The organism is Rossellomorea sp. QJM3NY_18 (assembly GCF_056173145.1).
Genome location: NZ_CM149659.1, coordinates 1,312,858 through 1,332,361, shown reverse-complemented (window position 1 = coordinate 1,332,361; position 19,504 = coordinate 1,312,858). Strand labels below are relative to the sequence as shown.

The following is a 19,504-nucleotide window of genomic DNA, read 5'->3' as shown; positions in this document are numbered from 1 at the left end:
CTGATTTTCATGAACCATTTAGCTCTGACACCATATGCTTCTTAAGAGGGTGAGGAGAACTGCGTAGACTCCTACGGAAAAACGGGCGTGCCGAGACCCCGGAAGCAAATTGTGCTGAGGAGGCTCGGCCGGACGTCCGTGGAAAGCGGAGCAGTTCTCCTCACCCTGTAGCACCCACTTATTGTCAGAGCATGTGCGAAGATTTTTTTGTAATTATAACCACAATCTTGATGATAAGATCTTTTCAAATTAATCCACACCCCATCTCGGGGATCTGCCAAAGAAGATTAAAAATTCTTTAAACGGGTAAACAACAGATATCCCAATGTTGAGGTGATTAACATGTATAGACATATCCTATTAGCTTACGATGAAACAGATGGCAGTAAGAAAGCATTAGACGAAGTAACGAAATTAATGAAAAGTTCCATAGACTCAAAACTAACCGTACTGCATATTTCAGACGAAAAGACAGCGAATGAACCCCGTGACAACTTTACGCCGACACACGCACTCGCTGATACGTCACCTGGTTTCGATAACCAGTACATGGGGAATCTATCGGTTTCCCCTGACAACAAAGTTCGAGAGGAAGACAGGCATGAAATCAAGACACCTTCTTCCACCCATCCATATTTAGTAAATGCCAGGGAAAAACTTTCTCCTCATGGAGTGGATGCCAATTACATTCACCTGTCGGGTTCTGAAGCAAAACGCATTTGTGAATACGCCAAGGAAATACAGGCCGACCTCGTTGTCGTTGGAAGCAGCGGCAAATCCGGCATGAAGAAATGGGTACTTGGAAGTGTGAGCGAAAAAGTCACACAAAACTGTGAATCCAGTGTCCTGGTGGTAAAATAAGCAATTAATCAAGAGGAGGGACGGACCTTTAAAGGTCCGTCCCTCCTCTTTTGTTATGTATCCTAATTACTCGTTAATTCATCCAATCGCTTACGACTGCTTGCTTCATCGAAGCTGCTATAGATCCGGTAGTCCTCTGCATCGAGTATTCGATAGTGTTTGCTGAACAGATTTTGTTGAAGAATGTATTCGTCGGTCTTTTTGATATCTTTCCACCAGATCTTGCCTCCAAGTGTTTTTTCCTTCCGGTAATCAATGCCTTCCCGGGCAATGGTCTCGATGACCTCAAGGGGTTCTCCACCAAGACTGGTCGTTAACGTTTCACTGTCCTTAAATAACGCACAAATGGCGACGGCTGCGGTCCAGCTGGCCATCACTCTACCCTTTTCAATCTGCACGAGGGTTTTTTTCGATAACCCTATGACAGTAGCCATCTTATCCTGCGTATACCCCGCCTCTGTCCGTACCAGCCTTAATTTATCAGAGATGATTAATATGATTTCTTCTTTTGTCATGGTTTCACACCTTAATTGTTTATAGTGTAATATTACACCTATATCATACCTGTTTTCAACACCAATCAAATATCTTTAAGCAACCCATTGAGTTTTGAATACAAATCAATGATTTATTATACTTCTACTTAGAATGCATTTAAAAATTTTACAAACAATGCGTTAAAACCAGCATCATTTCGAGGAGGAATTAAGGTGAAGGATCCCATCATCGTTCTGATCAGGGAGGACTTAAGGATTCACGATCACCCTGCTCTCTATACAGCTTGCCAGGAAGGGAACGTGATCCCCCTATATATCTTGGATGAGGAAACGTCCCTTGGCGAAGCAAAGAAGTGGTGGCTGCACCGGAATATCGAGAACTACCAACATACCCTTCAATCGATTAACGGCCGACTATGGCTGGATCAGGGGAAAGTGGATGAAGTCCTTTCCCAATGGGTGAAGAATACTAATGCAAAAGCTGTTTACTGGAATCGGATATACGACCCCGACATTTTCCAAAGAGATCGTACGATGGCCCAGTCCTTATCTTCCCAAGGAATCCAGGTCAAAACGTTCGAGGGTACCCTTCTTCTGCCCCCTTGGAAAATCAATAAGGATGACGGTACTCCATATAAGGTGTACTCGGCATATTACCGATCACTCAAGAAAGAAGAAATTCCAAAACCCCTTCCAGCTCTTAAACGGATGGAGGTACCACAGCTTCAAAACGATGGGGTGGCCCTGAACGATTTGAATCTCCTCCCGTCCATCCCCTGGCACAACATCATGGAAAGCATATGGGACCCTGGTGAAGAAGCTGCATTCAAAAGAATGAACTCATTCCTTTCTAAAAGATTAGATGATTATTCAGAAGGTAGAGATTTTCCCGGGAAGGGACTGCATTCCACCCTGTCCCCGTATTTGGCTCTCGGGGTCATTTCTGTCAGGAGTATCTATCATACCCTCATTGATATGGAGAACAAACCGATTGAACCATTTATTAAACAGCTTATATGGAGGGAATTCTCCTATTCAGTCCTCCTCCATTATCCCGAGTCACCGACACGTCCACTTAATGAAAAGTTTGCCGAATTCCATTGGCGTAGTGATGTAGAAGGTTGGGAGAAATGGACAAAAGGCAAAACCGGGTATCCAATCGTCGACGCAGGGATGAGGGAGTTGTGGGCAACCGGCTTCATGCATAATCGAGTGCGAATGATTGTGGCATCCTTCCTCACAAAGCACCTGCTCATCCCTTGGCAAAGGGGAGCAGAGTGGTTTCTTGATACCCTGATTGACGTAGACCTTGCCAATAACTCCATGGGGTGGCAGTGGGTGGCAGGCTCAGGATTTGATGCAACACCTTATTTCCGGGTCTTTAATCCGACCCTTCAAAGTGAAAAGTTTGATGAAGAAGGAACTTATATACGGATGTGGGTTCCTGAATTAAGTCAACTTCCAAATCGGTATATACACAAACCTTCAGATGCTCCCGGCGATGTGTTAAAAAAGGCAAACATCACCCTCGGAGTGGATTATCCAAATCCGGTTGTTGATCACAAAGCCGCCAGAAAAAGAGCATTGGAGCACTACGAGGAGATAAAATAATGTAAAGAAAAGGACCCGATACTAGCGTATCGGGTCCTTTTAAGATCATTGGTATTCTTTTAAACGCACCTTAACCGTTTCGAACTCTTCCTGTACTTCTTTGGCAGGAGGATTACCAACAAAACTGAAAATAAAGATAGCGATGGTCGCGAAGATGAATCCCGGAAGGAGCTCATACACATCGAAGAGTCCTCCAGACAACTGCTTCCATATAATGACCGTTACTGCACCCGTGATCATACCTGCAAGGGCGCCATTACGTGTCATGCGTTTCCAGAATAAGCTCAAGATCACGACCGGTCCAAAAGCAGCACCGAAACCAGCCCATGCATAGCTGACTAATTCCAATACTTTACTATCGCGGTCATATCCAAGGAAAATGGCAAGGATCGCGATGACCACTACCGAAATACGACCAACCAACACTTCTTCTTTTTGGCTTGCTTCTTTTCGGAAAATGGCTTTATAGAAATCCTGAGCCAGGGCACTTGATGAGACAAGAAGCTGTGAATCCACTGTGCTCATGATCGCTGATAGAATGGCTGCAAGTAAGAAACCCGCTACCCATGGATTGAATAATACTTGTGAGAACATAATGAACACCGTTTCCGAGTTTTCCAACGGTGAATCGGCGAAATACGCAATACCGGAGAAACCGATGAAGATGGCTCCAAATAGGGAGACAATCATCCATACCATACCAATCAAGCGTGCTTTAGGTATTTCTCTCGTTGATTTAATACCCATAAAACGTACAATGATATGAGGCTGACCGAAATAACCCAAGCCCCATGCGAGAAGCGATACGACTGAAACAAATGTCGCTCCTGTGTAAACATTCAAGTAAGAAGGATCGATGCTTGATACGGCACTTACCGTAGCATCCCAACCGCCAATCTCGGAAATGGCTACAACAGGAATGATGATCAGAGCAAGGAACATCAGGATCCCTTGAATGAAGTCTGTCCAGCTGGCTGCAAGGAATCCGCCAAAGAACGTGTAAGATAGGATAACTCCTGCACCAACCCATAAAGCTAATCGGTAATCCATATTGAATGATTCTTCAAGTAAGATTGCTCCACCCACTAAACTCGATGAAGTGTAGAACGTAAAGAAGATCAGGATGATGATAGCAGAGAACACTCGAAGAATTTTGCTTGAATCGTGAAAACGATTTTCAAAGAAATCAGGTACTGTGATTGAATCATTCGCCACTTCCGTGTAAACCCGGAATGGCTTTGCAATGAATTGCCAATTCAAGTAAGCACCTACTGATAAACCAATTGCTAACCAGATTGATCCCATACCACTGGCATAAACGGCACCCGGCAGACCCAGCATCAACCAACCACTCATGTCGGAAGAACCTGCACTCAAGGCAGCTACACCGGCAGTCAAACGCCTGCCTCCAAGTACATAGTCGGATAAATTGCTGGTTAACTTGGCTGCCATGTAACCAATAATACCCATTCCAATTAAATAAATAATAATCGATGTTAACGTTTGAATATTAATATCCATAATCTACTCCTTTGTTTTTTCTGTAAAAAAAGTAATGATTGATAAAATGATCAATGTCGGCATCGGAATTAATAACCATAACCAGGTTCCCAATGTTAATTCTTCACCCATATCACGTACCTCCTCCTTATGCATTTAAGTGTATTTTTTATACACTTACTTTTCAAATATTAATTTCCCGGCTGTTATAGACACAAGAATTATCATACCATAAACGAGAATTTTTTAAAGTCATCTGCTCCTAACAGGGATAAATACATGAATAAATATACGATAATATTCGATATTTTCGTCTTATATCAAATATTACTCAATATTTATTCACAAAAAATTATTTAAATTTATTGAAAAACAGTACTTTTTTTCTCACCCTAATCAAAATAACGTACCAAGCAGATATGCTTTATTCATAGTTTTTTCATAATCAAATTTTTTATCCCTGTCCATTGTGTCAAAAAAGATCTCCACTTCTTTGTCAATGACTCCCATTTTTTCGGAAATTCCCTTTATTAGCTGGTGTCTCAACGTTTCATCATGACCATTAGAAATAAATTCCTCTTTCGTTTCACCTGCGAGCCCGACCCAAAGAACCTTCTGAGGATTGACTTGAGTGAATGCCGGATATGTAAAGACTCGATCAATATACCCTTTCATGATGGCAGGTAAACCATACCACCAAATCGGGAACACAAAGATCAGGGCGTCATACCGCTTTAATTTTTTCCTTTCCTTCTCAACAATATAAGAGGGCTTCCCTTTCATAGGGTTATCCCATTCATCTTCACCCTTTTCATCAAGTAGGGGATTGAATTCCTCCCTGTACAAATCTAAGATAGATGACTTATATTCTTTGTCATGCAGACCTTTCTGAATATGCTTTGTAATGGAAAACGTGAGGGAATTCGTTCGTGGATGGGCAACAATCATCAGTACTTTCAAGAAAAACAACTCCTTAAATGGACTACAGTGATCACTGTGCGGCTTTCACTCCCCAGGATAACATACCGGATTTCTCACCACGTCCGTCTCAAATAATTTGTCGGATCAGCATGTAGAACATACATACCCAATACGACCAGCTCGTTTTTACATTCGTAAACTTTGTTGCTATGTAAGGTAGCGAGCAGTGGTTGATTTCCGCTTCAGGTGCTCGCTTTCCGCGGGGCTGGCGGTGAGCCTCCTCGGCTTCAAGTGGTGTCCTACCCTTGTCCAGCTCCGGCGGCTACAATCAACATTAGTTTTGAGGATTAATATACTTCTGCACACCTCTAGAAAACATTATTTTCTATGTGTGAGTGGTCAATTTCAGCTTGAATATGCTGTTTCATTCGTTTTTTCACTGGTAAGCTCTGTCACTCTATCTCATTAGATGGGGAGGGGAACGGCGTAGACTCCTGCGGAAAAACGGACGAGACAAGACCCCGCAGCGAATGCGAGGAGGCTTGGCCGTTCGTCCGCCGGAAAGCGAAGCCGTTCCCCTCACCATCAATCCATATACTCATAGACAGAGCCTCAGAGTTCCTATGTTAGAAAACAACAATCTTTGTGAAAAGAGTTTTACAAAAAAAAGATGAAATCGTATTGATTTCACCTTTTTCCTTGCAGAATGGCGGGAACGGTTATGATTCGCCCCTCTGGATCTTAATGGTCCGTTTTTTCTCTGACTCGGATACAAACAGGGCACATGCAGCATCCCCTGAGATATTAATGGATGTACGGGCCATATCCAATAGACGGTCTATCCCAAGGATCAAACCTATCCCTTCAACTGGAAGATTGACACTGCTTAATACCATGGCCAGGAGGATCAACCCGACTCCCGGCACCCCTGCTGTACCGATACTTGCAAGTACGGCTGTAAGGACGACGGTAATCAGCTGTTCCATGGATAAATCCACATTATATACCTGAGAGATGAACACCGTGGCCACCCCTTGCATGATGGCCGTACCATCCATGTTGATCGTGGCTCCCAGGGGTTGAACGAATGAGCTGACCGACTTTGAGACACCCAGTCGCTGCTGGGCAACGTCCATTGAAATCGGAAGGGTTGCATTACTGCTGGATGTACTGAATCCGACACTCATGGCAGGACTGAAATTCTTGAAGAACCAAATTGGGTTCTTCTTTGCGAGTAAGAGTATCGTTCCGCCATACGTAATAAATGCATGAACAAGTAAAGCCGCTAATACGACTACGAAATAAAGCCACATCGCTTTCAGGGCACTGGAACCCTGACTGCCGATTGCCGAAGCGATCAATCCAAATGTTCCGTATGGAGCGAATTTCATCACAAGGGTCACGAGATACATCATCAGGTCGTTTCCTTGCTCCACAAGTTTCAGGATTCCTTTTGTCTTATCACCCAGAGCCGTCAATCCGAATCCGATGAAGATGGCAAACGCGATGATCTGGAGCATATTGCCCTCGGTCATGGCCGTTAAAGGGTTTTTAGGGATGATGTTCATAAGTGTTTCGCCTACAGGAGGAGCCTTTTCTGTTTTAAAGCCCTCTGATTGAGAGGCGTCGATTCCTTCCACCAATCCCGGATCGATGATGTATGCCAGAGTCAAACCGATGACAATGGCGATACAGGTTGTCAGTAAAAAGTAAACGATCGTCTTTAATCCGATTCTTCCAAGCTTCTTCGGGTCCCCTAATCCTGCCGATCCAAGGACGATGGAAAGAAAAACAATCGGCACGACAAGCATACTGATCAGGTTGAGGAAAATCTTGCCTAGAGGTGTGAACAGATAAGGATCTAATATATCGAATAAATCTTTTGCAAATATGTTCAGAATCAATCCTACTACGGCCCCTAATATCAAGGCTGTAATAATCTTTGTTGTCAAATTAAATTTCATAGATGTACCTCCCTATAATTTTCCAAATAGTATAAAGATATTACCCTTATATCATTTTTATAAAACCAAAAATTTTTAGAACTTTTAATGAATGAATTTCTCTGATGTCATCCCCCGGCTGCCTAGTTCGTTCAAGAACTTCATTCTCCTTCCCCCATTATACTGATTTTTTATTAAATGAAAGAAGGTTGACGAAGATTCACATCGAATTTACTAGATTTACGGCTCGAGATTTCATAATTTCAGGCAGTTCAATGAATCCATTCTACCAAGAAAGCCTTTCCAAAAATTTCTTTTCGCATTTCATGGATTATCTTTTACGTGATTGGGTAAATAGTAATAACAGCATGAAATAGAAAGGAACATACGATTATGAATAAAACCGTCTATTTTCTTTCAAGTAGTCAACAGCGCAGCTTGATGGCTGAGGGCTGGGCAGAGAAGCTCCAAGTGTCGGATTGGTCTTTTAAAAGTGCCGGATGGGTTGCTGATAGCCGTGAGGAATTCAGCGTTCTGGCAATGAAAGAATTATGTATCGATATCAGTTCATTTCCTCTTTCGCGCATTGAAATGAAGGAACTTGGTGAGGCCTCGGTTATCGTTGCGATTCAGGATACAGAATATGATGATAAGATCGAACTTCCCTCTGAATTAGAAGAAAAAGTCATCTATTGGAACTTACCGAATCCACGAAAGCGTTCTGCGACATTGATTGAAGAATGGGTACACTACCAGGAAATTTGTGACGAAATTGCTATGCGGGTAAAGGATTTGGAACATTTACTCCCACAATTACATTAAGAGGACTGATTACAACGGTACGTTTAATGTAATCAGTCCCTTTTTTTTTACGTGAAATATTCCAGCTTTGCTTTCGGAAACTGCTTCTCCATATAAGCATACAGATGATCTTTGATTTCCTGCTCTTCATCCTTCTGGTATATATACTTACCGATTCCATATTTACCCCATTTGTATCGGCGTTCTTCTTCATTTAATTCTAGCTTCGTCATCGGGTAATTCTTCTCGATCACCCTTTTAGCCGGCTTCGTGAAACGGTGCTGGATAAATTCGAATGTTAAATCCTTTTTAGCTTCTTCCGGAAGGCGCGCTTCGAGGTGTTCGAACATTTGCTTATACCCTTCCTGCCATCCTTCATGTATATAAATGGGAGCTACGATAAAGCCCAAGGGATACCCTGCCCTGGCAACCTTACCGGCTGCTTCCAACCTTTTATCCAGTGGGGATGTACCCGGTTCAAAATTCTTGATGACATAGTCTGCGTTGATACTGAAGCGGAATCTTGTCTTCCCATTATGTTTCGCATCCAGCAAATGATCAACGTGATGAAATTTGGTGACGAAACGTAACTTACCATACTCCGATTCACCAAAATGTTCGATCGCGCGCTTTAACGTATGCGTGAGATGGTCCACGCCGACGATATCAGACGTACACGCTGCTTCAAAACGCGTGAATTCAGGTGCTCTTTCCTCTATATACCGATCTGCCGCCTCAAATATTTCATCTACATTCACATACGTACGAATATAAGGTTTACTACCCATCGTCGTTTGAAGATAACAATAATGGCAGTGCCCCATACACCCTGTCGCAAACGGGATAGCATACTCAGCTGACGGCTTGGATGTATCGAACTTAAGCGTTTTCCGCACGCCCACCACTAACGTTGATTTGGCGATCCTGTATTTTTGAAAATGATTCTCTCCAGGCAGATTTCGCACCTGATTGTGGGAGGTAGTATAACGGATTTCCACATCCATCTTCTCGAACTTTTCCTTTAGTTGCTTCCCTAATGGGTAATCCAGTGCATTGGGTTCAAAATAGACCAATTGAGGCACGAACGGTTTTACCATATTATTTCCCTCCTACAGGTCTCCAAATGTTTGTGAGTAGGCCTCTTCTGCTTCTGATTCTGTAGAATAGACGGCTACTTCATGTGTTAACGGATAATAGGTTTCATAAAGAAATAATGCTAATTCGTTTGGGTTTTCCGGATCGTGCACAACCGCTGCTTCCTGCACATTGGCCACACTTTGTGTATGTGGGTTGCGGTAAATCACGTAAACAACATCGCCAGCTTGATATGGCATATAGTGATCGTTCAATTCCATTTTCCTCACCTTTTCCTATCATTCATTACTTTCATTTTCTGTCAATCGAGATAGAAATATGATGGTAAAAGATGTTTAATCGTATTCCGGCAAATAAAAAGAGGCCTCCCTTGGCACCGGAAACCTCTTTTTCTATACCCTATAAAATTCTATGGGCAACAATAAGCAATGATTTACACATATTGAGACAATTCCTCAAAAATACCCGTTTTCCATTTCAGGAACTCCTCGGTCAGAAGGATTTCTTTTTCACGCGGTCGCGGAAATGGCACATTGAACTCCTTTTGCACACGGGCCGGTCTGGTTGATAACACAATAATACGGTCCGACAAGAAGAGTGCTTCGTCGATATTATGAGTGACAAACAGTACCGAACTTAAGTCTTCCTCCCATATGGAAAGGAGCCACCTCTGCATGTCCAGTCGGGTAAATTCGTCGAGGGCAGAAAATGGTTCATCCAGGCATAAAAAGGATTGAGGACTGACCAGTGCACGAATAAAAGCGACACGTTGTTTCATCCCTCCTGAGAGATCCTCAGGATATGCGTCCTCATAGCCCTTTAAGCCGGCACGTTCAATCATCCCCATCGCCATTTCCTTATCCCTCTTTCCGTGTAATTCCTGACCAAGCATCACATTCTCGATCACCGTTCTCCACGGTAAGAGGGACGGACTTTGTGGCATATAGCTGATGGATCCTCTACGGCCATTTATCGACTGTCCATCGAGCTTTATATCTCCTGAATCTGGTGCGAACAATCCACCGATCACGTGAAATAACGTACTTTTACCACTTCCGGAAGGGCCAAGAATAGAAACGAACTCACCTTCCCCCACTTGAATGGAAAGATCATCGAGAATCAATTCACCATCAAAGGATTTGGACATATTTTGTATTGATAGCATCGTCATATTATTTGTCCTCCTTTCGATTCCACTTCACCATGATTTTTTCTAATAGTACGATGATTCCAAAGAACAGCAGGCTGAGGAGCATGATCATGAAAATGGCGACAAACACCCTGTCGGTCCTGAAGGAAGAGGATGCAAGTGTCATATAGACGCCAATTCCTTTTTGAGCACCAAGCCACTCCGAAATGACCGCACCCATGACACTATAGGTAGCTGAGATTTTCAAACCGGAGAAGATGGAAGGCAGTGCATGTGGCCACTCCACTTTCCGGAAAATCTGCCCTTTTGTTGCACCTGACATTTTCATATAAAGGATGTACTCCCCATTCGTCTGTCTGAACCCATCCATCGCCGAAACGGCAACAGGAAAGAAACAGATCAAGGTAATGACGATGATTTTGGGCAGGAGTCCAAATCCGAACCAAATGACAAGGAGAGGAGCCAAGACAATGATGGGTATATTCTGGGACAAGATCATGAGTGGATAGACCGCTTCCCTTACCTTTGGCAGGAGATGCAGTATGACCGCTGTCACGAGTCCAATTGAACAGCCAATCGCAAACCCTGTGATTGTCAGCAATGCCGTTGATGAGAAATGTCCCTTGAACTCAGACCACGAAGCCATTCCTTCTTCCCATATCTCTGAAGGCGACGGCATCAGCCAGGCTGGCACCTCAAATACGTTAATAACAACTTCCCAGATAATGAATAAAAGGATGAGGACCAAGAAGGGTCTCCATCCTTTTGAAATCCAAGTTCTCATCCTTTATATTTCTCCGTTAAGTCGTTCATTTCGATCCCATCCGGCTGGTACAATACTTTGATTTGGGAAATGACGTTTTTGCTTCCCATTTCAATCATTCGTTCATTCATTTGTTCAATCACCTTGAATAATTGTGACAGATTCCCCTCCATCGTCGTTTCCAAAGGATGGACTTCATATCGTATTCCCGATTTTTCGATGATTGCGATCGCTTCATCCACATATGGAATCACATCTTCACCGTTCTTTGTCTTCGGAATGATTTGTATACTTACAAGTGCGTTCCCCATTTTGTTCACCCCTTATTTTGGTAAGAATTCATTCGTGAATGCTTTCTTGCTTTCGAGTTTCTTATCTAATAAATCATTTTTATACATCCATGACGCATAGTTCTCCCAGACTTCCAGTTTCTGCTCTCCCCATCGATCAGCATCATCTTTATATCTGGGTGCGAGCCACTCCTGACTCTTCATGACTAATTCTTTATCAAGGTCTGGAGCTGCATCCAACAGAATCTCCCCCGCCTCTTTCGGGTTGTCAATCGTATATTGATACCCTTTGGAAGCAGCTGCCATGAATGCCTTGACCGTTTCAGGGTCTGAATCGATCATTTTTTCATTTGTTGTGAGGACTGGAGTGTAGTAATCCAGTTTATCGGAATAATCCTTCACATACATCATGTTCAACTCTTCTCCGCGAAGTTCTGCTTCGATTCCTGTCCACCCATAATAAATCCAGGCGAAATCCACGTCGCGTTTAACGGCAGTAAAGAAATCGGTGTCTCCCATATTTATGAATTTCACTTTTTCCACATCCGCGTTTTCTTGCTTCATGATTGAATCCATAACGGCTTTTTCCACGGGTGACCCCCAGCCGCCATAGCTTTTCCCTTCAAAATCCTTTGGTTTTGTAATACCCTTACTCTTCGGGGAAGCAAACCCTGACGTATTATGCTGAATAATGGCAGCGATGGATACGATCGGTACATCCTGAACCCTCGCTTGAGTGACACCCTCCTGATATCCAACACCGAATTCGGCTTTCCCCGATGCAACGAGCTGATCGGCACCTGCTTCTCCGGGCAGGATGATGTCTACGTCCAATCCCTGATCCTTGAAGTAGCCTTTTTCTTTCGCTACATATAATCCGGTGTGGTTGGTATTCGGTGTCCAGTCGAGGACGACACTTACTTTTTTAAGATTGTCCTTCTTCTCATCGGCTGTATCTTTTCCCCCATTACAGGCGGATAAAAGAAGTACAGAGCAGATGAGGAACATCCATTTTTTCATGGTGATTCCTCCTTCGATCTTTTGCGGTGTAACGTTTCATTCCATTATTCTTCGCTTATTATTGAGAATGAATGTAAACCAATGGCAGTTTGAGACGCATTGCCCGGGATACAACAAAAAAACGCCCCAAGCTTCAGCCGCGGGACGCATCGTTAAACAGGTTATGTATCGTTTAAGAGAATGTTTCCTACGCTGGTATCAGCCAGTTCAGGTTCAAAGGGTCAGTATCTACACGATACAATCTCAACCGGCCACTCCGGTCCCCCTACACGTGGAATATGAAATTAAACGTTATCTTCCTCCCTACTTTGCCATAGAACGAAAGGTTATTCAAGCTTTTCCTTCTCATATTGAAATACTCCATGGAAATGAACGGATCCAATCAGTTTCTCGATGAAATCCATGCAGGAAGAACCAGCTTCTGGATGTCCTTGTTGAAAGTAAAAAAAGGCATATTGCAGTAGAAAGAGAATGACTAGTGAAGGCACGATCCTTTTCTCTCCTGCAGTCAAAGGATCCTGGCTTTCATATCCTTTCATAAAAGCCAAGATCCAATTAATAGAATGATCTTTTTTCTCCTCTGGGACCATTTTAAGCATCCCTGCGAGGAAGTAGCCGATGTCAGTGATCCTGGGTGCCGTCCGGATCCGTTCAAAATCAATGATCCCGCTCACTTCTCCTCCCTGCATCAAAATATTCCCGGGATTGTAGTCGCTGTGAACGAATTGCTGGGGCAAACACTCATAGGGTTTCCAACACCCCTTCATCCTCGATAGGATCCCTTGCCCCCTTCTCCCGATCGATTCAGAACCAAGCTCCTTCACCCACTCTCTTACATGCCGTTCAATCTCCCAGCCCTTCACTTCATTATGACACCGGTATTCTTTAAGGATAAGATGCAGGGATGCAAGGTATGTTCCTGCATTTGTGAGAGAGGCGATGGAAAATTTCTTCAATGGCGTTCCTTCGAGTGCTTCATATAAAGAATAGATTCGTTCTCCTTCTTTTACATACGGAATTTGTGAGGAAGTTAAAATAGGAGATTCAACGTTCTGGTGATGATTCAATAAATATGAGGTTAGATAGAACTCCTCCATTCGATTTTCAATGGAAAAATACTCTCTTCTTTTCAAATAGAAGGTCTTTCCTTCTGCCTTTACTTTCATAACATTCGGATGAAGAAGTAGCGGTTTCATGGAAGTAGGATCCATTCCCCAATGACTAAAGATATCCTGAAGAGGTTCAATCATTTCTATTTCCTTTCAATACATAGTAATATACATGTAGTATGACTATGAAAGTATAACTACATACCATATGAAGAGAGGTTTCACCTATGCAAAGAATACAAATGACAGAAGACTTATCATTCTCTAGGATCATTCATGGATTATGGAGACTTTCAGACTGGAAGCAGTCCAAGGAAGATACGTTATCATTGATTCAACACAATATTGAAAACGGAATCACAACGTTTGACCATGCCGATATTTATGGTTCTTATACGTGCGAAACCTTATTCGGTGAGGCGCTTGCCCTTAAACCTTCATTGCGGGAGAAGATGGAGATCGTGACAAAATGCGGCATTGTCCTGCCTTCTGACAATCGCCCGGAGCATAAGACGCATCACTACAACACCAGTAAAAAACATATTCTCACTTCGGTTGAACATTCTCTCCAACAATTAAAGACGGATTACATTGATCTATTGTTGATTCACAGACCGGATCCTTTCATGAATGGCCACGAGGTATCCGAAGCCTTCACTCAATTAAAGGAAGAAGGGAAAGTCCGTCATTTTGGAGTCTCCAACTTTAAAGATCATCAGTGGAATCTGCTTCAATCTTATTTACCATTTCCATTGATTACAAACCAAATTGAATTATCCGCCTACCACCTGGAAAACTTTGAAGACGGCACGTTAAACCTCTGTCAGGAAAAGCGTGTGGCACCCATGGCCTGGTCACCACTGGCAGGCGGGGCGGTCTTCAAAGGGGAAGATAGGAAAGCTGTCCGTCTTCAACATACCTTAAAGAAAGTGCAGGAGGAAACAGGAGCGACGGGGATCGACCAGGTCCTATATGCCTGGCTGCTTAACCATCCGGCCAACATCATGCCGATCGTCGGTTCAGGTAAGAAAGAACGGATCCAACATGCAATCGACTCTCTTTCCATCCATTTGGACCATGATCAATGGTTTGAAATCCTGCAGACTTCCATGGGACATGATGTTCCTTAAACGCTCGCACAAAAAAGACGATCCTTTCTTTAAAGGGTCGTCTTTTTATTGAGCTATATCTCCACCAACATAATATTCAAGGTAAACATCCTGCAATTCATCCATTGAAAGTTCATAAAGCTGCTTCCCGAACGATTTATAGACGCCGATCCTCAATAATTGTTGTATATAAAAGTCTTTTTTTAATTCGGGTGTTTTGTTCTGTTCTGATTTCGTTTCTTGATGTAGCATGTTCATCCCTCCAGTTGAGGATATACCCCAATCATGGAGAGACATAAACATTCGTTTTCCATTTTTCTTGAATCATCTATTAAAAGAACCCTTCATTACAATCATTAGAGAAAATGAATGCATAATATTCCCAACTGATCATGTACAACTATGATGATGCCCCCCAAGCACGTTTTTCCCTTCCACTTGGATGGTAGAGTGATGAATCTCAAACTCTTGTTCTAGAAAAGCTGACAGCTGCATTAAGATAGTATCCCGATTTACTTCATCCCCTACGACGACATGGCAGCTTAAAGCTTTAAAATCCGAAGTGATGGACCACACATGCAGATCATGGACTTCCATGACTCCCGGTACCTGAGACAGGCTCTTGGACACCTCTTCCATATCAACATCCCCCGGAGAACCTTCCATTAAGATATGAATGGAATCCTTTGTCACCCTCCATCCGGAGATGACAATAAGAATCGCTACGATGACAGAAGCAATCGGGTCTGCCAGATTCCAGTCAAAGAAGTAAATGAGAAGACCCGCAATGATGGCCCCGACTGATCCGAGCATATCCCCCAGTACATGAAGGAACGCACTGCGGACATTCAAGTTATGTTCCTTGTCCCCTTTCATCAGGATCCAGGCGACAATAATGTTCACAATCAAGCCGATTACGGCGATGACCATCATACCGGGTGATACTGTGGGAGTGTCGATGAAGCGGCGGTAAGCTTCCCAGAAAATATAAAGGGAAACCAGAATCAGGGTGATCCCGTTCAGGAAAGCAGCTACGATTTCAAAACGTTTGTACCCGTAAGTCTTCCCCAAATCCGACGCCTTCTCCCCTATATAGAAAGCGGCGAGACTAAGGCCAAGTGCCGCTGCATCACTAAGCATATGCCCTGCATCTGAAAGAAGGGCGAGACTATTAGTAACCACTCCCCCCACCACTTCAACAATCATAAAAGTAAAAATGAAAAGAAAGCTGATTAATAAAGCTTTTTTATTTTGGTTGTGGCCGTGACTGTGATCGTGACCCACATGATATCCCTCACTTTCGATTCTTCTTCTAAGTACATAAATACTATTTAATATTATACGTACCGTCGCTCCCATTAAGCAAAAATATGGTACGCACTCTATGGCAAGGGAGACTCCGGAAGCCGATCTTTGAACATAAAAAAACCCCGGACACTAATTCCGGAGCTCGCTGAAGGATTAATTTTGTTGAAGCCTTTTACGCTCGCGCTTTATGAAGAGGTCAAGTGTTACCCAGAACACAACGGATGTAATGGCGAAGATGGCGATGGCGAAGTAGATGTCTTCTGTTTTCCAGTCTAATCGTGGAATAAGCAGGCCCAATACACCTGATAATATATAATAACCGCCAATTAATTGCAGGTATAACCGTCCTGTTTGTGATTGAAGGTTTTCAAGATACCCTTTTCCTGCTTTGCCGAAGAAAATAGCTACTCCTCTTAAAGTGACATAAACGGAAAAGGCAATGATAAGGGCTACAACAAACCCTTGATTAAATACGTCTGCCATGATCGTCCTCCTTTCCAACTATCCAGTGTCTTGAATCCTAAATGATTGTATTGTTCTTAAATATTCACTATGATGAAATCATGAATCATTCCAGTTAATCGTTATATTTCAGAATAACCCAATGCGTGTTGCATTTCAATGACAAACGGACAAACGAAATGGGATAGGAATGTAATACGTTAAAAGGATATACTCAATGCGAAAGGATTTCAAGTGGCATTCGTCCCTCAATTCTTACGTTATCATGACTATTTTATACAGGAGGTGATTGAAGCGAAAGAAAGGGACAACTTCCCGTTCTTTTGACTTCTACTACTTGGATATTTTAATTAATTTACTACTTATTGCCCTGCTAATTGGATTGACAGCGTTCTTCGTCGCTTCTGAATTTGCCATTGTGAAAGTGAGGGGTTCGAGAATCGATCAGTTGGTCTCTGAAGGAAATCAAACCGCTGTTGCTGCGAAAAGGGTCATTTCCCATCTGGATGAATACCTTTCTGCCTGTCAGTTGGGGATTACCATCACCTCCCTTGGACTTGGGTGGTTAGGAGAGCCAACCATTGAAACGCTGCTTCACCCTGCATTTGAAAAGTTTGATTTAAACCCGTCCATTTCAAGCATAATTTCATTTGCACTGGCTTTTTCTGTCATTACCTTCTTGCATGTGGTGATAGGGGAATTGGCACCGAAGACATTTGCCATCCAAAAAGCTGAGAAAATCACCTTATTATTTGCCAAGCCTCTCATTTGGTTCTACCGGATTGCTTATCCATTTATTTGGACCTTGAATAGTTCGGCACGCGTGTTTACGGGGATGTTCGGTTTGAAACCGGCCTCAGAGCATGAAATCGCCCATTCGGAAGAAGAGCTCAGAATCATTCTTTCCGATAGCTATAAGAGCGGTGAAATCAACTCATCTGAATTCAAGTATGTGAATAAAATATTTGAATTCGACGAGCGCATCGCCAAGGAAATCATGGTCCCCCGGACAAACATTGTGACGCTATCCGCAGAATCCACCATTGATGAAGTATTATCGGTCATTAAGGAAGAGCGGTATACGAGATACCCTGTGGTGGATGGTGATAAGGACAATATCCTTGGGGTTGTGAATGTGAAGGAACTCTTAACGACCCTCGTGAATCATAAAAGCGAGCATGAAGACGTGACCTCCTTCATTAAGCCCGTCATCCGCGTCATTGAAACCATCCCGATTAAAGCCCTGCTCCTCAAGTTGCAAAAAGAACGCTCCCCGATGGCCGTCCTTCTTGATGAATACGGCGGAACGGCAGGCCTGGTTACGGTGGAGGACATCATCGAAGAAATCGTCGGTGAAATCCGGGATGAATTCGATATCGATGAAATTCCTGAAGTCCAGAAGATAAAAGAAGATCATTATATTTTCGACGCCGTCATGCTCATTGAAGATGTGAATGACCTTCTGGGCATCTCGATTGAAGAGGAGGAAGTCGATACAATCGGCGGCTGGTTCCTAACTCAAAAATATGAAGTCAAGCCTGAAGATAAGATCGAAGAACAAGGCTATTGCTTTAAAGTCAAAGAGATCGACGGTCACCATATTCAGTATCTGGAAGTCACTAAAATGAAAAAGAATACTTTTGAAACGAACGAGTCTCACTAAGAGGCCGTTCGTTTTTTTTGTTCCTCAAGACGTCAGCAAAGAATAAATCTTTTCACAAATGGAAAAATAAGCGGAAATATATAGTTAAGAGGTGAATTATGACTAGCATCATCGTTGGATTAATCCTGCTTATGGTTTTAGCGTATCTAGGCTGGTCGATCATCTGGATCGCGCCGTTAGTTGCAGGTTTGGTTGCGTTAATGAGTGGTCTAGATCTGCTACCGGCCTATACAGAAACGTATATGACAGGATTTGTGGACTTTGCAAAAGAATGGTTTCCTGTATTCCTTTTTGGGGCCATCTTCGGAAAGTTGATGGAGGATGTAGGTGCCGCCCAATCCGTTGCATACAAAATCACTAACATTATCGGGAAAGACCGGGCCATCCTGGGAGTATTGATTGCTGCAGCGGTATTGACATATGGAGGTGTAAGCCTATTCGTGGTGGTGTTTGCCATCTATCCACTTGCGATTGCCATGTTCAGAGAAGCGGATATTACGCGGAAATTACTGCCGCCAACCTTTGTATTAGGTGCTTTCACTTTTACCATGACCGCAATCCCGGGGACACCACAGATCCAGAACCTGATACCGATCGATTACTTCAAGACTTCACCTACTGCCGCTCCCATCATCGGGATTATCGGGGGATTAATCATGGCGGTTGGAGGGTACTTTTATTTAAGATGGCGTCAAAAGCAATTCTCAAGTAAGGGAGATGCATTCACTGAGCCTAAGGGCGGAAATGATGTGAAAGAAATTAAAGAATCAGAGCTTCCAAACTTCTATCTATCGTTTCTGCCACTTGTCATCGTCGTCGTTACATTGAATGTGTTCAAGTGGAACATCCTGACTGCCCTTCTTGTCGGAATCCTTTCAATATTACTTATTAATTTCAAACATTATAAGAAATTCATTCCTGCTGTCAATGAAGGGGCCAAAGGATCGGTTATGGCCGTGATCAATACAAGTGCCGCAGTCGGGTTTGGGGCTGTCGTTACAGCGGCACCCGGTTTCAAGACGTTAACGAAACTCATCCTGGGCATCAAAGGGAATCCGGTGATTTCAGAAGCAATCGCTGTTCAAACATTGGCTGCCATAACGGGTTCTGCGTCCGGAGGGATGGGAATTGCCCTGGAAGCGTTGGGAGATAAATACTATGAGCTTTCACAGACAAACGGAATCAGCGCAGAAGCATTCCACCGAATTGCTTCCATCTCTTCCGGCGCATCGATTCTGCCTCATAATGGCGCTCTCCTTACCCTATTTGCCGTAACAGGACTTACTCATAAAGATTCATATCTAGATGTTGCCGTTGTCGGGTTGCTTATTCCGACAATCGCGGAAATCGTCTCAATCATCCTAGCCAATTTGGGAATTTACTAATTCGAGGAGGAAATCA

20 protein-coding genes and 1 riboswitch are annotated in these 19,504 nt (G+C 43.2%); of the genes, 6 read left to right on the top strand and 14 right to left on the bottom strand.

Going from position 1 to position 19,504, the window contains the following annotated elements; all coding sequences use genetic code 11:
- Positions 1-342 precede the first annotated feature (342 nt).
- A complete protein-coding gene (locus tag AC0VXY_RS06905; RefSeq protein ID WP_475527377.1) occupies positions 343-861 on the top strand; it encodes a universal stress protein in 519 nt (172 codons plus the stop codon).
- A 62-nt stretch (positions 862-923) separates the two neighbouring features.
- On the opposite strand, the gene AC0VXY_RS06900 is transcribed toward AC0VXY_RS06905, so the two are convergent.
- Positions 924-1,376: a helix-turn-helix transcriptional regulator gene (locus AC0VXY_RS06900; protein ID WP_475527376.1), complete on the bottom strand. Its 453-nt coding sequence runs from the start codon at positions 1,374-1,376 to the stop codon at positions 924-926.
- A gap of 195 nt (positions 1,377-1,571) precedes the next feature.
- Between AC0VXY_RS06900 and AC0VXY_RS06895 the strand changes: the two genes are divergently transcribed.
- Positions 1,572-2,969, top strand: coding sequence for a cryptochrome/photolyase family protein (locus AC0VXY_RS06895; protein WP_475527375.1), 1,398 nt, complete (start codon positions 1,572-1,574; stop codon positions 2,967-2,969).
- Positions 2,970-3,014: 45 nt separating this feature from the next.
- On the opposite strand, the gene putP is transcribed toward AC0VXY_RS06895, so the two are convergent.
- The 3 genes from putP to AC0VXY_RS06880 all read right to left on the bottom strand — a co-directional run bounded on the left by putP (position 3,015) and on the right by AC0VXY_RS06880 (position 7,354).
- Positions 3,015-4,490, bottom strand: coding sequence for a sodium/proline symporter PutP (gene putP, locus AC0VXY_RS06890; RefSeq protein ID WP_435992145.1), 1,476 nt, complete (start codon positions 4,488-4,490; stop codon positions 3,015-3,017).
- 375 nt (positions 4,491-4,865) lie between these two features.
- Entirely contained in the window at positions 4,866-5,429 is a 564-nt protein-coding gene (locus AC0VXY_RS06885) for an NAD(P)H oxidoreductase (RefSeq protein WP_435992147.1), read from the bottom strand.
- 680 nt (positions 5,430-6,109) lie between these two features.
- Positions 6,110-7,354, bottom strand: coding sequence for a dicarboxylate/amino acid:cation symporter (locus AC0VXY_RS06880; RefSeq protein WP_435992149.1), 1,245 nt, complete (start codon positions 7,352-7,354; stop codon positions 6,110-6,112).
- Positions 7,355-7,726: 372 nt separating this feature from the next.
- On the opposite strand from AC0VXY_RS06880, the gene AC0VXY_RS06875 reads away from it, so the two are divergent.
- The gene (locus AC0VXY_RS06875) at positions 7,727-8,155 is read left to right on the top strand and encodes a low molecular weight phosphatase family protein (protein WP_336198893.1); all 429 of its coding nucleotides are present in this window, start codon (positions 7,727-7,729) and stop codon (positions 8,153-8,155) included.
- Between the two features lie 47 nt (positions 8,156-8,202).
- Here AC0VXY_RS06875 and splB read toward each other — a convergent pair whose 3' ends face one another.
- The 7 genes from splB to AC0VXY_RS06840 all read right to left on the bottom strand — a co-directional run bounded on the left by splB (position 8,203) and on the right by AC0VXY_RS06840 (position 13,702).
- Positions 8,203-9,231: a spore photoproduct lyase gene (gene splB, locus AC0VXY_RS06870; protein WP_435992151.1), complete on the bottom strand. Its 1,029-nt coding sequence runs from the start codon at positions 9,229-9,231 to the stop codon at positions 8,203-8,205.
- A 12-nt stretch (positions 9,232-9,243) separates the two neighbouring features.
- Positions 9,244-9,489 (bottom strand): transcriptional regulator SplA domain-containing protein, encoded by a 246-nt coding sequence (locus AC0VXY_RS06865; RefSeq protein WP_435994588.1) that lies wholly within the window; start codon positions 9,487-9,489, stop codon positions 9,244-9,246.
- A 173-nt stretch (positions 9,490-9,662) separates the two neighbouring features.
- Positions 9,663-10,400, bottom strand: coding sequence for an ABC transporter ATP-binding protein (locus tag AC0VXY_RS06860; RefSeq protein WP_475527374.1), 738 nt, complete (start codon positions 10,398-10,400; stop codon positions 9,663-9,665).
- A gap of 1 nt (position 10,401) precedes the next feature.
- Complete coding sequence (locus AC0VXY_RS06855; protein WP_435992155.1) at positions 10,402-11,163, bottom strand: ABC transporter permease; 762 nt, start codon at positions 11,161-11,163, stop codon at positions 10,402-10,404.
- Positions 11,160-11,453, bottom strand: coding sequence for a thiamine-binding protein (locus AC0VXY_RS06850; protein WP_435992157.1), 294 nt, complete (start codon positions 11,451-11,453; stop codon positions 11,160-11,162). Before AC0VXY_RS06850 ends, AC0VXY_RS06855 begins: the two co-directional genes overlap by 4 nt.
- 12 nt (positions 11,454-11,465) lie before the next feature.
- On the bottom strand, positions 11,466-12,452 hold the full coding sequence (locus AC0VXY_RS06845; RefSeq protein ID WP_435992159.1) for an ABC transporter substrate-binding protein: 987 nt from the start codon (positions 12,450-12,452) through the stop codon (positions 11,466-11,468).
- 167 nt (positions 12,453-12,619) lie between these two features.
- A riboswitch (TPP riboswitch) is annotated at positions 12,620-12,729 on the bottom strand.
- A 49-nt stretch (positions 12,730-12,778) separates the two neighbouring features.
- On the bottom strand, positions 12,779-13,702 hold the full coding sequence (locus AC0VXY_RS06840) for a phosphotransferase enzyme family protein (RefSeq protein WP_475527373.1): 924 nt from the start codon (positions 13,700-13,702) through the stop codon (positions 12,779-12,781).
- A gap of 86 nt (positions 13,703-13,788) precedes the next feature.
- On the opposite strand from AC0VXY_RS06840, the gene AC0VXY_RS06835 reads away from it, so the two are divergent.
- Positions 13,789-14,691 (top strand): aldo/keto reductase, encoded by a 903-nt coding sequence (locus AC0VXY_RS06835; protein WP_435992163.1) that lies wholly within the window; start codon positions 13,789-13,791, stop codon positions 14,689-14,691.
- A 45-nt stretch (positions 14,692-14,736) separates the two neighbouring features.
- Here AC0VXY_RS06835 and AC0VXY_RS06830 read toward each other — a convergent pair whose 3' ends face one another.
- The 3 genes from AC0VXY_RS06830 to AC0VXY_RS06820 all read right to left on the bottom strand — a co-directional run bounded on the left by AC0VXY_RS06830 (position 14,737) and on the right by AC0VXY_RS06820 (position 16,461).
- Positions 14,737-14,922, bottom strand: coding sequence for a Fur-regulated basic protein FbpA (locus AC0VXY_RS06830; protein WP_336198901.1), 186 nt, complete (start codon positions 14,920-14,922; stop codon positions 14,737-14,739).
- Between the two features lie 138 nt (positions 14,923-15,060).
- Positions 15,061-15,954 carry a cation diffusion facilitator family transporter gene (locus AC0VXY_RS06825; RefSeq protein WP_435992166.1) on the bottom strand — a complete coding sequence of 298 codons (894 nt, stop codon included), beginning with the start codon at positions 15,952-15,954 and terminating at the stop codon, positions 15,061-15,063.
- Positions 15,955-16,131: 177 nt separating this feature from the next.
- Positions 16,132-16,461, bottom strand: a complete 330-nt coding sequence (locus AC0VXY_RS06820) for a hypothetical protein (protein WP_435992168.1) — start codon at positions 16,459-16,461, stop codon at positions 16,132-16,134.
- 316 nt (positions 16,462-16,777) lie between these two features.
- Here AC0VXY_RS06820 and AC0VXY_RS06815 point away from each other — a divergent pair, with 316 nt between their 5' ends.
- Both AC0VXY_RS06815 and AC0VXY_RS06810 read left to right on the top strand, forming a co-directional pair.
- The gene (locus tag AC0VXY_RS06815) at positions 16,778-18,103 is read left to right on the top strand and encodes a hemolysin family protein (RefSeq protein WP_435994590.1); all 1,326 of its coding nucleotides are present in this window, start codon (positions 16,778-16,780) and stop codon (positions 18,101-18,103) included.
- A 98-nt stretch (positions 18,104-18,201) separates the two neighbouring features.
- Positions 18,202-19,488, top strand: a complete 1,287-nt coding sequence (locus AC0VXY_RS06810) for a GntP family permease (protein WP_475527372.1) — start codon at positions 18,202-18,204, stop codon at positions 19,486-19,488.
- Positions 19,489-19,504: the final 16 nt, after the last annotated feature.

What these genes read in the sequence shown, in the direction of transcription:
- AC0VXY_RS06860 (WP_475527374.1), bottom strand. Translation starts at nt 10,400, where the DNA reads ATGACGATGCTATCAATACAAAATATGTCCAAATCCTTTGATGGTGAA.
- AC0VXY_RS06835 (WP_435992163.1), top strand. Translation starts at nt 13,789, where the DNA reads ATGCAAAGAATACAAATGACAGAAGACTTATCATTCTCTAGGATCATT.
- AC0VXY_RS06820 (WP_435992168.1), bottom strand. Translation starts at nt 16,461, where the DNA reads ATGGCAGACGTATTTAATCAAGGGTTTGTTGTAGCCCTTATCATTGCC.
- putP (WP_435992145.1), bottom strand. Translation starts at nt 4,490, where the DNA reads ATGGATATTAATATTCAAACGTTAACATCGATTATTATTTATTTAATT.
- AC0VXY_RS06850 (WP_435992157.1), bottom strand. Translation starts at nt 11,453, where the DNA reads ATGGGGAACGCACTTGTAAGTATACAAATCATTCCGAAGACAAAGAAC.
- AC0VXY_RS06810 (WP_475527372.1), top strand. Translation starts at nt 18,202, where the DNA reads ATGACTAGCATCATCGTTGGATTAATCCTGCTTATGGTTTTAGCGTAT.
- AC0VXY_RS06830 (WP_336198901.1), bottom strand. Translation starts at nt 14,922, where the DNA reads ATGCTACATCAAGAAACGAAATCAGAACAGAACAAAACACCCGAATTA.
- AC0VXY_RS06880 (WP_435992149.1), bottom strand. Translation starts at nt 7,354, where the DNA reads ATGAAATTTAATTTGACAACAAAGATTATTACAGCCTTGATATTAGGG.
- AC0VXY_RS06855 (WP_435992155.1), bottom strand. Translation starts at nt 11,163, where the DNA reads ATGAGAACTTGGATTTCAAAAGGATGGAGACCCTTCTTGGTCCTCATC.
- AC0VXY_RS06900 (WP_475527376.1), bottom strand. Translation starts at nt 1,376, where the DNA reads ATGACAAAAGAAGAAATCATATTAATCATCTCTGATAAATTAAGGCTG.
- AC0VXY_RS06905 (WP_475527377.1), top strand. Translation starts at nt 343, where the DNA reads ATGTATAGACATATCCTATTAGCTTACGATGAAACAGATGGCAGTAAG.
- AC0VXY_RS06845 (WP_435992159.1), bottom strand. Translation starts at nt 12,452, where the DNA reads ATGAAAAAATGGATGTTCCTCATCTGCTCTGTACTTCTTTTATCCGCC.
- AC0VXY_RS06875 (WP_336198893.1), top strand. Translation starts at nt 7,727, where the DNA reads ATGAATAAAACCGTCTATTTTCTTTCAAGTAGTCAACAGCGCAGCTTG.
- AC0VXY_RS06865 (WP_435994588.1), bottom strand. Translation starts at nt 9,489, where the DNA reads ATGGAATTGAACGATCACTATATGCCATATCAAGCTGGCGATGTTGTT.
- splB (WP_435992151.1), bottom strand. Translation starts at nt 9,231, where the DNA reads ATGGTAAAACCGTTCGTGCCTCAATTGGTCTATTTTGAACCCAATGCA.
- AC0VXY_RS06840 (WP_475527373.1), bottom strand. Translation starts at nt 13,702, where the DNA reads ATGATTGAACCTCTTCAGGATATCTTTAGTCATTGGGGAATGGATCCT.